The organism is Litorimonas cladophorae, assembly GCF_014652455.1.
Taxonomy (GTDB): domain Bacteria; phylum Pseudomonadota; class Alphaproteobacteria; order Caulobacterales; family Maricaulaceae; genus Litorimonas; species Litorimonas cladophorae.
Genome location: NZ_BMYV01000004.1, coordinates 34,513 through 50,174, shown reverse-complemented (window position 1 = coordinate 50,174; position 15,662 = coordinate 34,513). Strand labels below are relative to the sequence as shown.

Sequence of the window (15,662 nt, the reverse complement as noted above, 5' to 3'; positions counted from 1 at the left end):
CTGAAATACGAAAGCGTATTATTGCTACCGTTGACCGTATTTTCGGAGTTCAAATTCCCCAAAGTGTTGGAAGAGCCGGTGACTGAATTAGAGCCCGACGAGTCCCCAATTGTATGGCGAATCCCACTAACGGTATTATGATAGGTGGTATCGCCCAATGTGTGAAACCGGCCACTGACCGCGTTGAAACTGCTGTTATTTCCTAGGGCATTGCGCTCGCCGCTAATTGCATTCCCAGACGAAACCGCACCCAACGTATTATAAGCTCCGCTAAGAGTGTTGTTATCGCCCGCTATGCCCGAGGCGGTAAAGACATCATCGGCCGTGCCCAAAATCCCGTCTGCCCCCGCCGCCCGGACCGCGCCAATAGCGTTACTTGTGCCGCTGACGGCGTTCGAATAGCCGCCGCCATATGCGCCGGAGTTATAGGCATTGCCATTGCCGATAAAATTACGCTCGCCGCTGACTGTGTTGGCAGACGCACTGTCGCCCAAAGTATTATAGGCGCCATCCACACGGTTCCCGAAACCTGCCAAACCGGACCCGGTTATAACATCATCCATTGTTCCAATAATACCATCGGCGCCGGCATCTCGGGTTGCGCCAATAGCGTTTCTGATTCCAGTCAAATTATTTGAGTTACTTCTGATCTGCGCACGGCCATTCAGTGCCATACCGCCCGTAATTCCGTTTCCGTCGCCCAAAAAGTTTTGTTGTCCTCCAACAACATTATTAAGCGTATTATCTCCAACACGATTTTCAGATCCTCTCACGCTACCAGCGCTCGAAAAATTACCCAACGTATTCCGATTTCCACTGACGAGGTTGGAGAAGCTAGAATATCCCGTTTGGTTCATTAAACCGCTGATGTTATTATTAGAAGCCTGGGACCCCAGTGTGTTATACATCCCGCTGACTGCATTATTTACGCCTGCATTTCCTGATGCCGTGATGACATCATCAGCCGAACCCAAAAACCCATCCGCGCCCGCCGCGCGGGTAGCGCCAATGGCGTTGCCTGTGCCGCTGACCGCATTGCCACTGGCATCATCATTTCTGCGCGGCGAGGCGAGATCCCCATCACCGATGAAGTTATTCCCGCCGCTGACAAGGTTTCGGGATGTGTTATCACCCAAATTATTCGCTAATCCACTGACTGCATTGAACTGACCGCGCGTGCCCTGATTATTATATCTACCGCTGACCGCGTTGTTAGAGCTGAAATCGCCCAAAACATTGGTGTTACCGCTGACGGCGTTGAAGCTGGTTAGTCCGCCTAACGTATTGCCTGCCCCGCTGACTAGGTTGTCGTCACTATTATTGCCTAAGCTGTTGCTCCGGCCGCTAACGGCATTGTTAGTGTTGTCACGGCTCAGCGTATTTAGATTCCCGCTGACCGCGTTGTTATAACTGGCATCGCCCAGCGTATTTCCACTCCCGCTGACCGCGTTGTTCTCGGCGACAAAGCCAATACAGTGCGCGTCGCCGCTTACAGTATTTCCGTCACGGCCATTCGTCGGCGTTGCCGTAATCGCAGGTGTGGCGCACCCTGCGGGAATCGTTCCATCATAAGCGTCCACATCATTATTTTGCGCCGCGGCGGGCGCGGCGGGCGCGGCGAGTGCGACAGCCAAGACTGCGCTGGACGTGACACTGAGAAGCCACGTTCTGAGTGTTTTCGGCGCAAGTTTGACGGCCTCAAAACGACGGATAGGGTTTTGAATTTGAGTTTCAGTAGTCATGGTGCTCTCCCGACAACGATTTTAAGTGTGAGGAGATGTGATGCTGGCTATGGTGAGATTTACCCGGTCATAGCCAGCATCACTGCGCCCCGTTTCGTAAGTGATTGCCCCAGTTTGATGTCAGCAATCGGTGAAGATCAATTGGAGACAGGGGAGAGCAATCTGCGAAAAGGGGTCGCAGTTCGAAAAGCCGAATACGCCGACATTTCAAAGTACATATCTTTTGACATCTCCCAGATGTCCCACTTGATCTTCGAGTCAGTTGAAGCACAGTGAAAATCAAAAAACCTGTAGGAAACCTATAGAAAACCTATAGATTTAGGATTTGAGACTAATTTCTTGTGTTCTGTCCCTGTCCCGCGGTAACATTCCGCGACATAAGATCATATCTTTTCAATCACTTATAAAAAACTGCAAGGGATGCGTCCGCGCTAGCTGGCTTTGGGGTCATTTTAGAGTTGTCTTCTTTCAACGGGCGGCCATGTGCACGTTGGCTTGGCTGGAAAGAAGCGGCGCTTGTCATTGGACGGGACTTGGTAACGCTTGTCTTTGTTGGGTGGCTTATCGAGAGCTGTTTGCCCCTTGACTGGGCAGTTCGGCCGGTAATGCGAAAAGGCGCTGCTGCGTGGGGCTTTCTGACAATTAGCGTCGGGAGGGCTCGAAAACTCATTTTTAACGCTGGTTTGCACCAGAGCCTGACCACCCACGCAGACACCCCGTATTTCACGGACAATTTTCGCACCTAAGACATACAAAAGCTAAACCGCTTTGAGGTTACTACAGGAGGCGATCAGGCCAGCCATATTTGCGCCAAGCTTTTGTTAGCCCATTTTTTTCGGCGTAATCCATGAATTTGGGGTGCGTGTGTACCTCTACGCAGGGCGCGCTGCCGCCCCACATACTCAGCAGGCTGCCGTGGCGTCCCGGCGGCGGGCGATCGCCCATGGCAATAAAGAATTTTTCCGCACAGCCCGTCCTCAGCAAGGATTGCAATAGTGGAATGCCAGGCGGACGGGTGGGATCATAGAGATGTGTGAACATCATCTCGCCCATGACTTTGCGCTGCGCTGGATCAGACCCAAACGCCATGCGAGCCATGGGTAATATGCCGCCGCCTTGGTCAAAAGCGTCGCCAAACATATTTTTTATCGGGCCGCTGACCGTTCTTTGCGCGGCCTCTTCATAGTCGCCGCGCATAAATGAAATCGCGGCATAAGTATCATACGCAAAATAATGGTGCAGATCGATGGCCCGCTTGGCGTGGATTTCCGCGCGATCCAACTCATCATTCGCCAAGAGCGCCAGGGCCAAAATTTGGTGATTGCGACCTTGGATCGGGTCCAAAGCAACGGCGCGTTCAAGCAGTGGAATGGCATGTTTATTCCGGCCGATGGCCGAGTAAAAATACCCCAACCGCATGACAACTTCGGAATGGTCTGGCTCCAGCTTATAAGCCTCTTCGGCCAAATCTATCGCGCCGACAATATCGCCATCGGTGAACGCCCCCAAGGCCATTAAGGTGACGGGGAAGCCGAGTTTTGGGTCTAGCTTTGCCGCGATTTCGGCGCGCGCCGTCGCCTTGTCGACTAGTTCGGCCTTATTATCCGTTCCCATATAGGTCGACGCCAAAGAGTGTGAATGGGCCAATTCCGCATGGGCGAGCGCAAAGTCAGGGTCTTTTTCGATGGCTTTTTCGAGAATGGAAATCGCCGCTGTCAAAACGCCCTCGCCATGTTGCCGCGCATTCAAAGAGCGCGCTTGCAGAAACAAATCATAGGCGGTTTCATTATAGGTCAAATTGGGCGCCAAGCGCGGGTCGGTCAACTCCAGCTTAATCATCAGCGTTTTCAATATCGAACGGGCGATTGATTCTTGCAAATCAAATACATCTTCCAACACGCCGTCATAGGTTTCGGACCAAATGTGAAAGCCATCACTACTGCGGATAAGCTGCGCCGTAATCCGAAGACGACGATCCAAAACGCGGACAGACCCCTCTATGATATGGGTAACATCCAACATTTCCCCAACTGTACGAAGGTCTTGGTCTTGACCTTTGAAAGAGAAGCTTGAGGTCCTCGCCGCTACACGCAAATTTGAAACTTTTGCCAAAGCGTTCAGAATTTCTTCGGCCATCCCGTCGCCGAAATACTCATATTCCGCCATCGGGCTCATATCGGCAAACGCCATCACAGCGATCGAGGGCCGCTCATCCTTGGCCGGCTGGCTTGCCGCTATGGGCGTTACAGCTTGCGTGAATCGGTAGCCCCGCTTGGGAATTGTGTCGATATAGGCTGTGTCGGGGTCGGCAGACTTCAGCACGCTCCTGAGTTTCGATATGGCAAGGGTTAACTGCTCATCAGACCCCGCGCGCGCGTCCCACAATCGGTTGAGCAAGTGATCTCTGGATACGACTTCACCCTCGGCTTTTACCAAGGTGAACAAAAGGCGCATAATGAGGGGTTCAAGCGCCAATTCGGTGTCGCCGGCCATGGCAAGATTGGATGTCGGGAAAATATCAAAGACACCCGTTGAGAACCCCTCAAATAGCTTATTCATTTTACGAATCCCATGGGCGCACTATGAGTAGAACTAATAAAAATGCCATAAAAATTTATGTCCACCACCCGCTTAAAAATGTTCGGAACACCATTGATTTTCGTCACTAATTTCGGGTGACGGCCAAAGATAATATCGAAACTTCAGGCTAGAATGCTATGGTCAGAGCCATACAAAAACTGCAAACACTCAGCTGTTATCCTATTCTTTCCTAACGTAACCTCGCCGTATCCTAGCTCGACTTGTTGAAACTTTAGTTGATAAATTTCGGCCAGCTTTTGGCTATTTCGACGAGGAAGTTGAGAGCCGTCACCTGCGTGACACCTGACCGCAAAAAGCTCTTTCTGCGAACTATTCCCTTTGGTTTTATAAGTGCTGGCGGGGCAGCTGGAGCCGCCCACTTACGAAATAGGGCGACGTTTCGCGGACAAGATAAATGAATGAGTGAACACCTCTGGGTTAGCCCGTTATCCGCGCATCGTTTTAGGTTTGCACTATTCCAATCATGGTGCGCACTAGTCTTGATCGATCACATACGAAAACAAATTTGCTAAAACTCCAACAAACGCTTCCGGTCGGTCTCGATTTGACAATTTGACCCCAGCTCTAATTCGCAATCAGACTTTTTGCTAAATATGCTCCGCCATAGAGGCCGGCATCATCCCCAAGACCAGGGGTGACGATCAACTTATCAATGTCTTCTGGAGACTGATCTAGATAGCCGTTAATTAGATTTGCGTATTGCGTCCTGACGCTTCCAAGCAAATGTGGGGCGAGCATAAGCCCCCCGCCAAGAATAATTTTTTCTGGCCGTAATGTCAGGGCTAGAACGTTGCAGGCCTGCGCTAGATAGAAGGCTTCAATTTCCCAGCCAATATGATCTTGGGAGAGTTTGATTGGATCACCGAACCTTTTCGTTAAGGCCGTGGCGGACGCTAAACCCTCTAGGCAGTCGCCATGGATTGAGCAGACCCCCATGAAATCCTTATCCGCATCGTGATGCTTTAGCCGAATATGACCAAACTCCGGGTGACTTGGCTTTCCAATAAGCGACCCATTTGCAAACAGGCCCGCGCCAATGCCTGTTCCAATCGTCATATAAGCAGCTACCTGCGTCCCTTGCGCGGCTCCCCACATCATCTCAGCAAGCAGAGCCCCGTTAACATCAGTGTCGACGGCAACGGGGATAGATAGGGCCGCTTCGAAATAAGATTTAAGGTTTGTTTTGGCCCAACCCAATTTAGGACCATCCAATATCGTTCCATAAGTCGGTGAATTTACGTCAACATCAATTGGGCCAAATGATGCGATACCCATTGCCGACGCCGTCAGCCCCTTGGCGGCCTGTTCGTGAAAAAACCGACTGCATGCCTCTAAGGTTTCTGAGGGTGTTGCGGTTGGCACACGAAGATTGGCAATGACACCCTCCCCTTCTCGAATGAGCGCACATTTGAAAGTTGTGCCCCCGGCGTCAATCGCTGCCAATATAGGACCGACGTCAAAGGATTGTGAATTAGAAATCATTGTCAGGTCTTACCTTAGCCTTTGACGGGCGAACACGCCCCAAACATTCTTCTTTATGTTCTTTCGCAAAATAAATTGCAATCGATTGTATTTCCAGTTACCAAACACTCGAAAAAGGGGATTTCTATGACGGACGTTGCACAAAAATCGAGCACAGCTCCGGCAAAAACACGCTATTTTGCTGTTACGGCATTGACCTATGCTATGTTTTTTATGTTCGCCATGACAACGGATGCCGTTGGTGAGATAATCAAAATTGCTAAGGGAGATATGAATCTCTCCAACACTCAAGCGAGCGCATTTCATTGGGCCACCATGACGGCGATTGCTCTTTCCGGCATTCTCTTCGGGTTTTTCGCAGACAAATTTGGTCGTAAGAAAACAATCATTGCAGGTCTTGCACTTTATGGCTTGGCCAGCGCAGCATTTTTCACTGGAACAACCTTTCAACTATATTTCACCCTGTTATTTGTGAGTGGCCTAGCGATTGGCATTTTTAAAACGGCTGCACTCGCTTTGATAAGCGACATCACGACTTCGACCGAAGAACACACGCGGACGATGAATGCGCTAGAAGGCTTTTTCGGCATAGGCGCAATTGTTGGCCCCCTACTCGTCATATCCATGCATTCGCGCGGTATATCTTGGACGTATCTATACCTGATAGCCGCCGCCCTCTGTCTTATCATGATCATTTGGGCTGTGTTTACGGAATATCCAGAGACAAAGAAAAGTACCGATGAGCCAATCAACCTCGGTAAATCCTTCGCCCTTATGGGCAATAAATACGCCATGGGATTTTCAATGGCGATTGCCCTGTATGTGGCGGCTGAAGTCTCAATTTTCGTTTGGTTACCTTCATACTTAGACGGCTACACGGGCGGACAGATAGCAACATGGATGGCGACCTATGCCGTTATGGTGTTCTTTGTCTTCCGCGCACTCGGACGTTTCCTCGGCATTTGGATACTGAAACATTTCAGTTGGACGACTGTCATGATGCTCTTTTCTGGCGTCATCTTTATTTGTTTCGCAGCTAGTGCATTCTTTGGCCAAACGGTCGCTGCATTCCTAATGCCGCTTTCAGGGCTGTTCATGTCGATGATGTATCCAACGCTGAACTCAAAAGGGATTAGCTGTTTCCCGAAAACACAACACGGTGCTGTTGCAGGCCTTATCTTATTCTTCACCGCCGTTTCTGCTGCTGCAATCGCCCCTCTCATGGGGTTTGTCGCGGATAGCTTTGGCGGCGATATGCGTTACGGCTTCATTCTTGCGACAATCATGGCAGGCCTCCTCTTTATCGGAATGATCTATAATCATCTGAAAGACCCAGCGGCGACCGCGCTTCAGCAAGCCAACGTCACTGAATATAACCTGTAGAGTTTGACGTGAGCACTACATTTTTCAAACCGCCCACTCCGCAACCCGCTTCGCAGATGTTTACAAACGGCATTTCACACCCTGATCTCTGGTTATGGGATAGCTGGACCTATGCGGATGCTGGAACAATTCATCTCTATGCTTTGGCCTTGAGCAGACGGGCGACAGACGGCACAGACATACGACCTGAACACAGAAACGATTATCCATTCCACTTCCGCCACTTTGAAAGCCGTGACAATGGGGTAAGCTGGACAGACCTCGGTTCTGTTCTGACACCGTCTGCAGATACGTCCTCATATTATAGCCGCAATGTATGGAGTGGTTCTGCCTTAAAACTCGGGGACGGCCGCAAACTCATGGGCTTCACTGGCTTACGTGAAGTCGACCAAGATCACCCCTTTTTACAAAGCATTGGCATTGCAACATCACTGGATGGAACTGAATATGATAACATTCAAGCAACCGCACTTTCATGTCCACGAAGGGATTACGACGCGATTTTAGAAGCTGGATATTACCTTGGTCCTAAAGACCAACTTGGACATAAAAATGGTGAAGACGGCGGACCTATCTTGGCATGGAGAGATCCCTATACTTTCATCGACAAAGACAATCGCATTCAGTGTTTTTGGTCTGCAAAGATTAGCCCAAAAGTTGGCGCAGTGGCGCATGCCACGCTCATCGAAACCGGATCAGGCTTCGAAATTGAAACACTGCACCCACCCATGACCTTGCCGGACGGTGATAGCATTACGCAGGCAGAAGTTCCCAAAATCTATTTTGATGATTTGAATGAGACTTATTATTGCCTCATCTCCGCCTGTGACCGAGTCTATGAAGGCCAAGATGACAGCGAAGTTTCGAAAACTCTGCGCCTATACAAATCACCTGACCTACGCGGTCCTTGGAAGACCTATCGAGAAGACACCTCTATCCTGGACGGATTGCCTAACATGTTTGGCGCGAGTGTGATTGAAACTGACTTTGACGCGAGAGTTATGAAACTAGTCGCCCCCATCACCGAGTGTGCAACCCCTGACCTTCAACTCACTTTCGCCCCAGTTCAAACCATCGACTTAGTTCGATCAAACAATAACACGGAGCCTAAGTTGTAACTCCACAAGATTGCCTAACCACGAGCTTCGTGGTTGTATAGGCGCTCTTCACTGGCTTTCCGTCAATCTTGCGAAGTAGCATATCAACCATCATTTCTCCGCCCTGCGCTATATTCTGATTAATAGTTGTTAGCGGGGGGGTCGACATAGCGGCCTGACCGACATCATCATATCCCACGATAGAGATATCTTGAGGTACTGATTTACCAAGTGACCGTAGCGCGTGGATGGCTGACATCGCCAAGACATCCGATGCTGCAAATATAGCGTCAAAGTTGGGGCCCTTCGCGACAAAATCTTTCACACCCTCAAATGCGGTCTCGCCCCCAAAGTTCAGCTTTAGTTTCAAAGATGGGTCGACGGGAACGTTATGCGCATGGTGCGCGTTCAGGTAACCTTGATAACGCAATCCGACTTCTGGAAGCCCGACGTCGCCAAGAAACAAGATACGTTTCCGGCCATGCCCTAACAAGTGATCCGTCGCTAATCGTCCACCTTCGATATTATCACTCCCGACTACGGAGTAAGTATGCGCGTCATCGCGGCCACCCCAAACAATGATGTTGCTTTGAGACATGTTGAGCTCATTTAAGCGCTCCCCCCGGCCAGCCTGTCCAATCACGATCAGCCCGTCGGCGCGTCCAGTCATAAGAAGGCGACGTTCTGCAATTTCGGTTTCTTTTTGGGGCACAGAGACAATCAAATCATAGCCTCGAGAGGAGGCTGCATGTGACACAGCGCCCACCATCTCCAGAAAGAACGGGTCAGAAATCGTTTGCCCCGACCCAGGTGCGAGCGGAATAACGATACCTATCGCCTGCGCGGATTGACGGCGCAGATTTCGTGCTGATGCATTGACAACATAGCCTGTTTCCGCGGCGATTTTAAGGACGTGTTCTTTAGTATCAGCTTTCACCAGCGGGCTATCATTCAGCGCGCGTGACACGGTCGAAATATCCACCTTCGCCAACCGAGCCAGTTCGGCCATGGTAATTTTCTTCGCCATAATTCAACCCAAACACGCGTCACTGACTTTCGTCATACAAGCCAAGTATTATGAACGCAAAAACTAGACGAAAAAAAAGGGCCCATCCGAAGACAGGCCCAGTTTAATCAAGATCGAAGGGTCAATCTTAGAAATTGTACCGCAATGTTGCGGAAACTGTACGGCCATTGATTGGGCGGAAGCGAACGAAGTCACCAATTGCTGGCGCGCCTTCTTCACCTTCGGAGAACCCGACAGAATCAAACAGGTTATTTGCGTTTAAGCTGATTTCCATATTCTCGCGAATGTCGTAATTGATGTATGCACCAACGGTCGTGAAGGCAGGCAAATCAAATTGATTGCTGTCCTGAACAGGGGCTTTGCCCGTGCTAAATACGTTGATACCAACGTTATAGTTATCGGCCTCATAATATGGATTTACATTCAAGATATACGGCGCTTGACGACGGGCTGTGTTACCGATGTTAGCGTTGTTATCAGGACCTGCAATTTTCGAGTCTGTGAAGGTTGCGTTACCACGAAGACCAAAGCCATTTTCGAAATTAAAGTCGCCTTCAATTTCAATACCGTTCGTGTCGAAGGAGTTTTGGATCACATTCTGCGTAGATGCTTCCAGTTGCCCACCTTCGGCAACTTGTGCGTCGAAGTAGACAATGCTGAAATCACCGAGACCAAGTTGGAATTTAGCCCCAACTTCAAAGGCGTCGACAAAGTTCAAAAACTGATCATTTGTTCCTGTCAAAGTGCCCGCCGTTGACGATGCCACCAATAGACCCGTTGAGCGATCTGGAGCTGTTACAGAAGCGCCTTCCGAATAGTTCGCAAAGATAGCAACCGTGTCATTAACACGATAATTCGCACCAAATGAGAATGCATTGTAATCGGCATCATAATCAACGGACTGAAGTGCAGAACGGTCAATAACTTGAGCCCCGACTTCGTTAGTTGCGATGGTGCCGTCACCATTGCCGTCCTGTGGCCCTACAATAGACGCTTCGGTGAATTGACCTGTGATCGCATTGTTATTGCGACGGAAGCTGGCTTCGATGGAGAGGTTATCCAAATCGATGTTTGCTGAGATATATGGTGCGAACTGCTCGATCTCGAAATCATACTCACGAGTACAACAGTTGCCAAAGGCTGGGTTACCAAGACGGAAACCATCAATATACGAACCATCGACAGGGTTTGTGAACGGATCAGTGGCGCTGTTTGTAACGAGAGCACCATTAACGAGGGTCGCCCGAGCTTGGTTGAAGTTCCAATTTTGTTCACTGTCTTGGTTGGCATACTCTACGCCGGCTTTAACGCTGATGCGGTCGAAACTGCCCTGAACATTCAGATCACCGAAAAGGTTATCCATCTCCGAGCTTGTATTGAACAGCGCGAAGTCGATATTTTCGTTCCCATCTGCATTAGTTGCGATACTGAACGGGAACGGTGAATAGAAGTTACCGGAAATATCAGCGTAACGAACCTTACCATCAAGTTTCACGTTCTCTGTGATCTCAAAATCACCGTGAAGCGCAATAGATGTCATATCCGCTTTGAAGCCTTCTTCATTCTCTTCAAACTGACCGTTCGAGCGAGCCGTAAAATCTGTGAGACCGAGGGAATTTGTTCCGTCGCCCAAATCTAAACCGATTGTACCGATATTTCCGTCCGCTTGAACGCGAGCTGGCAAAGGCAAATAAGTCGGTACGCGGTCATCCAAGTGTTTCAGATGGACAGCAACGCTACCACGATCGAAGTCTTTTCCGACAGTCGCTTTGATTTGAAAGCCTTCTTCTTGGGTTGTGCGAACGTCACGGACGCCCTCGCCTGTGCGGGCAAAACCACCAACATGGTAATATCCGCCCTCACCGAATACGCCGCCATACTCTGCATCCAGACGATATGCATCATAATCAAGACCAATAGTCGCCGCGACAGAACCGCCTTGCTCTGTGGGTTTTTTGGAGATCAAGTTGACAATACCGCCTGCAGCATTTGGCGCTTGCGTTGCAGCAGAACCGCCACGAATTGATTGAACGGAACCGATTGTCGTATCCACGCGCACCCAGCTATCTGCTGTTGCAAAAGCGGTGTCACCAATCAGAAGCGTCGGGAAGCCATTCTCTTGAATAGAGAAATAACGTGAGCCACCAGACGCGATTGGAAGACCACGAACCTTGATATTCGCGTTTGCGTCACCGCCAGTGTCTTCGGCTTTGACACCAGGAAGACTACGGAAGAGTTCGTTGATCGAACGCGGAGCGAGGTTTTGAATTGTGCTCTCATCTAAAGCTGAAACAGATGAAGAAGAATCAAAGGCCGTTGTTGCCTTCGCGACACCCGTTACAATGATGACGTCTTCTTCTGCTGCGTCTTGGGCAAATGCTGGTGAGGTCAGAAGCGCGGTAGCTGCTGCCGTTGCGAGTAGTTTTTGGCTGGTACGAATTAACATCATATATCCCCTGTGTGGCCGTGACTTGCTATAAATCTTGTTTTTATTGGCCCAAAAGATCGTCAGAGTGACTCACTCACAGGCAATTCCGAGCATGCAGTGACTCAAAATCCAATCGTTTGCAAGTAAAATTACAATCGTTTGTATCTTTGGCAGCTTGCGTGACATAAATGCCACATAAAGTAGTTTTTTAGAACTTAGTAGACCGCCGTCGCCATATTTCGGACAAGGGTGTCGATGATCCAATGAGGTATCACGCAAGCCGAAATTGATGCCTTCGTTCGGAAAGCCAGTTCTCGAAGCTATGTTGGAAGCTGTAATTTGATAACTGCTTGACGGCCTTAAATTGCGGACCTTGAACGCCTTCGTCGACCGAATGCAAAAGAAGATAGCCCCGCTCCCTATAACGCGGAAAACCATGTCTTGCAGGCGCTAGAGCCTAAAGGTTTGCGCCAACGCGTGGCGCATCCTGCCGCTGTCGCGCGACCGTCAAACTATCAATCTCTAGGTACGTTTTGCTGAATTTTCATTTTCTGCACGTCACACATCGTTCGGGACGCACTTTCAATAAAACCAAGTGCCACCTCGCAAACGCACATATTGGTTAATGCGCCTGACGGATAACGATTACGACTACAATGATCGATAGTCGGTCAACTTGAAACAAAATTTGCCTAAAAATCTCTACTCTGCCCAGTGTTACTCGGCTGGTTGAACTTTGGGCTCTATTTTTACTGTGGCGACGCTCTCTTTCCTCGGCGTGTGTCGGGATTCCCTCTCGAGCCGTTTTTCGACATCCGTTGGTGAGCCCGTCCCTCGGGCAATTAATGCATAGGCGGTCGGTACAAATAAGACACAGACAAGCGCTGCTGCGATCACTCCAAACAAAATCACCACACCCATCGCAGCCCGCGTTTCAGCCCCTGCACCGCTGGACGTCAGTAAGGGGATAGCGCCTGCTGCGGTTGTTAGACCGGTCATTACGATGGGGCGGAAACGGGTCATGGCAGATTGCTTAATAGCCTCATAGAACTCGACGCCTTCGTCGCGAAGTTGGTTTGCGAATTCTACAATTAAAATTCCGTTCTTTGCCGCGAGCCCAATCAACATGATTAACCCAATCTGCGTGTAGATATTCAAAGAGTTGCCTGTAAGCCAGAGCCCTAATAACCCGCCCGCCACAGTCGCGGGAACACATAAGATAATGATTATTGGATGACGGTAGCTCTCAAATTGAGCGGCTAAGACCAAGAACACGATAACCAGACCTGTCGCAAAAACAAACATAATGGAACTGCCCGATGTTTGGAAATCCAATGACTGGCCTTTAAAGTCGATAGAGGCTTCTTGCGGTAAGACTTCGCGCGCTGTTTTCTGCATCGCGTCCAGAACATCGCCTAAGGCTGCATCTTCAGCAAGCCCGGCTTCAATCGTGATCGATCGAACGCGGTTATACCGATTTAATGATGCGCTATCAGCGCTCGGTGCGATTGTAACTAAATTAGAGAGCGGAATGAGCTGACCTGATCTATTTGAGCGCACATAAATATTGGACACATCATTCGCGTTGTTTTGCTCATTGCGAAGCCCTTCCAGTATGATGTCATACTCCTCGCCCTTATCAATGTAGGTTGTGACACGGCGAGACCCCAACATTGTCTGAAGCGTGCGACCAATATCATCCACGCTCACGCCCAGATCAGCAGCTCTCTTATAGTTGATATCAATGCGGTACTGAGGCTGGGTTTCCTTATAATCCCAGTCTATATCGACGAGGCCCGGGTTATTGGCCTCCAATTCTTCCACGAATGTGTCTCGCCACTCTACCAATGTTTCATAAGACGGACCGCCGATAACGAATTGCACAGGCTTCCCCGTACCGCCGCCCAAGCCCTGGCGCATACGCGCAAACGCTCGAATACCCGGTAGGTCAGTCAGCTTTCCGTTGACTTCTGCAATGATTTCATCAGCAGGACGACGCACTGCCCAGTCATTAAGGACGACGATAACAAAACCGCTATTATAAGAATTTCCGCCGAATCCCGGTGCGCGAATAAGCAAACGTGTCATTTCCGGCTCTTTGCCATTTTCGCTTTCTGTATATGGCATCAAGCGACGCTCAATTTCATCCATATAGCGTTCCATGTAGCTATAGGTCGCACCCTCAGGCCCACGCACAGCGACAAAGAAACCGCCACGATCCTCAGTTGGAACGTACTCTTGCTGGATATTGTTAAACCCATAAACCGCCCCACCCAACAGGCCCATGAGGATAAGACCAACCGCAATCGGACGCTTGATCAGGCGATCAATGATCCAGCCATATCCCCTCAGAACCTTCGCAAATACGCTATCAACAGCTCTTGGAAGCGCCGTCCATTTGCTTTCCGTGTCTCGGCTTTTCATCTTAATCAACTTGGAGGCCAACATTGGCGTGAGTGTCAGAGCCAGCAAGCTAGAGAAGATCACGGCCGCCGTCATCGTCAGAGCGAACTCTCGGAACAATCGTCCGATGTCGCCTTGCAAGAATGTAATCGGAACGAAAACCGCAACAAGGACGAGAGTGGTGGCCACCACGGCAAAACCAACTTGCCTCGTTCCGCGATAGGCAGCGATCAAGGGCGTTTCGCCTAAATCGGTAATACGTCTGACGATATTTTCCAGCACCACAATCGCGTCATCCACAACGAGGCCAATTGCGAGAACTAATGCCAAGAGTGTTAGAAGATTGATCGATAAACCGAGCGCGAGCAGGATAATGAAGGTCGCAGTAATCGAAATTGGCACTGTAATAGCCGGGATAATTGTCGCCCGCAGACTTCCAAGAAAGAGGAAAATGACGAGCGTTACAAGACCAACAGCGATAGCCAAGGTCGTGTAAACCTCACGAATAGACGCCGAGATAAATACAGAACTGTCAAAGCTCCGCGCTATAATAATACCATCCGGCAACGTCTCATTCAGGCGGTCAGCAAGGTCACGGGCCGCCTTCGCAACATCTACTGTGTTCGCTGTGGATTGCTTGATAATCCCAAGTCCGACCATAGGAACACCGTTCCCACGAAACATATTTCGATCTTCTTCCGTTCCACGTTCGACTCGCGCAACATCCGCCAAGCGGATGAGATACCCGTCGTCGCCTTGCGCGATGACCAGCTGCTGAAAATCTTCGGCAGTTCTAAATGTGCGATTAAGGCGCAACGTATAGATGCGCTGTCCAGACTCGAGCGTGCCCGCTGGAGCTTCGATATTTTCAGATCGTAAAGCCTGCTCAATATCTGCGGCCGTTAAATTTCGCGCCGCCAATTTACGGCGATCAATCCAAACACGTAAGGCATAATTGCGGGCTCCGCCAACTCGGACACGCGCAACGCCATCCAAAGCAGAAAATCTGTCTACGAGGTAGCGTTCTGCGTAGTCGGAAAGCTCTGGCACGTTCATATTATCACTGGCAAGGTTCAGCCAAATTATAACATCATCATTGCTATCCGCTTTCTCAACTTCTGGCGGATCAGCTTCTTCAGGAAGATTATCTAAAACGCCGGATATGCGATCACGGATGTCATTTGCCGATGCGTCAATATCTTGATCAATTCCAAATTCGATGCTGATTCGAGAACGTCCGTCCGAACTCGTAGAATTGATAAAACGGATACCTTCGACGCCCGCAATACGGTCTTCAATAATCTGTGTAATTCGCGTTTCGACAACCGATGCAGACGCACCGGGATAGCGTGTATCGATAGATACAATTGGCGCATCAATATCCGGGTATTCCCGCAAAGACAGGCGATCGAATGCAATGACGCCAAAGATAATCAGAACAAGAGAGATGACCGATGCAAAAACGGGACGCTTTACTGAGATGTCGGATAAAATCATGG

The 15,662-nt window shown here is 49.7% G+C and carries 7 protein-coding genes; 2 read left to right on the top strand and 5 right to left on the bottom strand.

The window, feature by feature from the left end; all coding sequences use genetic code 11:
* Window positions 1-2,519: 2,519 nt before the first annotated feature.
* Together IE073_RS13945 and IE073_RS13940 are read right to left on the bottom strand one after the other, a co-directional pair.
* Window positions 2,520-4,301, bottom strand: coding sequence for a winged helix-turn-helix domain-containing protein (locus IE073_RS13945; RefSeq protein WP_189587156.1), 1,782 nt, complete (start codon window positions 4,299-4,301; stop codon window positions 2,520-2,522).
* Between the two features lie 606 nt (window positions 4,302-4,907).
* The gene (locus IE073_RS13940; protein WP_189587155.1) at window positions 4,908-5,825 is read right to left on the bottom strand and encodes an ROK family protein; all 918 of its coding nucleotides are present in this window, start codon (window positions 5,823-5,825) and stop codon (window positions 4,908-4,910) included.
* Between the two features lie 126 nt (window positions 5,826-5,951).
* On the opposite strand from IE073_RS13940, the gene IE073_RS13935 reads away from it, so the two are divergent.
* A complete protein-coding gene (locus IE073_RS13935; RefSeq protein ID WP_189587154.1) occupies window positions 5,952-7,208 on the top strand; it encodes an MFS transporter in 1,257 nt (418 codons plus the stop codon).
* An 8-nt stretch (window positions 7,209-7,216) separates the two neighbouring features.
* The gene (locus IE073_RS13930; RefSeq protein WP_233350117.1) at window positions 7,217-8,326 is read left to right on the top strand and encodes a glycoside hydrolase family protein; all 1,110 of its coding nucleotides are present in this window, start codon (window positions 7,217-7,219) and stop codon (window positions 8,324-8,326) included.
* Here the strand turns inward: IE073_RS13930 and IE073_RS13925 are convergent.
* From IE073_RS13925 to IE073_RS13915, 3 genes are all read right to left on the bottom strand, one after another.
* The gene (locus IE073_RS13925) at window positions 8,316-9,332 is read right to left on the bottom strand and encodes a LacI family DNA-binding transcriptional regulator (protein ID WP_233350116.1); all 1,017 of its coding nucleotides are present in this window, start codon (window positions 9,330-9,332) and stop codon (window positions 8,316-8,318) included. The genes IE073_RS13930 and IE073_RS13925 overlap by 11 nt on opposite strands.
* A 127-nt stretch (window positions 9,333-9,459) precedes the next feature.
* Window positions 9,460-11,781, bottom strand: coding sequence for a TonB-dependent receptor (locus IE073_RS13920; protein WP_233350115.1), 2,322 nt, complete (start codon window positions 11,779-11,781; stop codon window positions 9,460-9,462).
* Window positions 11,782-12,477: 696 nt separating this feature from the next.
* Complete coding sequence (locus IE073_RS13915; RefSeq protein WP_189587152.1) at window positions 12,478-15,660, bottom strand: efflux RND transporter permease subunit; 3,183 nt, start codon at window positions 15,658-15,660, stop codon at window positions 12,478-12,480.
* Window positions 15,661-15,662 lie beyond the last annotated feature (2 nt).

Bases quoted from the DNA above. Each gene is read 5' to 3' on its own strand.
- IE073_RS13945 (WP_189587156.1), bottom strand. From the start codon at position 4,301: ATGAATAAGCTATTTGAGGGGTTCTCAACGGGTGTCTTTGATATTTTC.
- IE073_RS13940 (WP_189587155.1), bottom strand. From the start codon at position 5,825: ATGATTTCTAATTCACAATCCTTTGACGTCGGTCCTATATTGGCAGCG.
- IE073_RS13935 (WP_189587154.1), top strand. From the start codon at position 5,952: ATGACGGACGTTGCACAAAAATCGAGCACAGCTCCGGCAAAAACACGC.
- IE073_RS13925 (WP_233350116.1), bottom strand. From the start codon at position 9,332: ATGGCGAAGAAAATTACCATGGCCGAACTGGCTCGGTTGGCGAAGGTG.
- IE073_RS13920 (WP_233350115.1), bottom strand. From the start codon at position 11,781: ATGATGTTAATTCGTACCAGCCAAAAACTACTCGCAACGGCAGCAGCT.
- IE073_RS13915 (WP_189587152.1), bottom strand. From the start codon at position 15,660: ATGATTTTATCCGACATCTCAGTAAAGCGTCCCGTTTTTGCATCGGTC.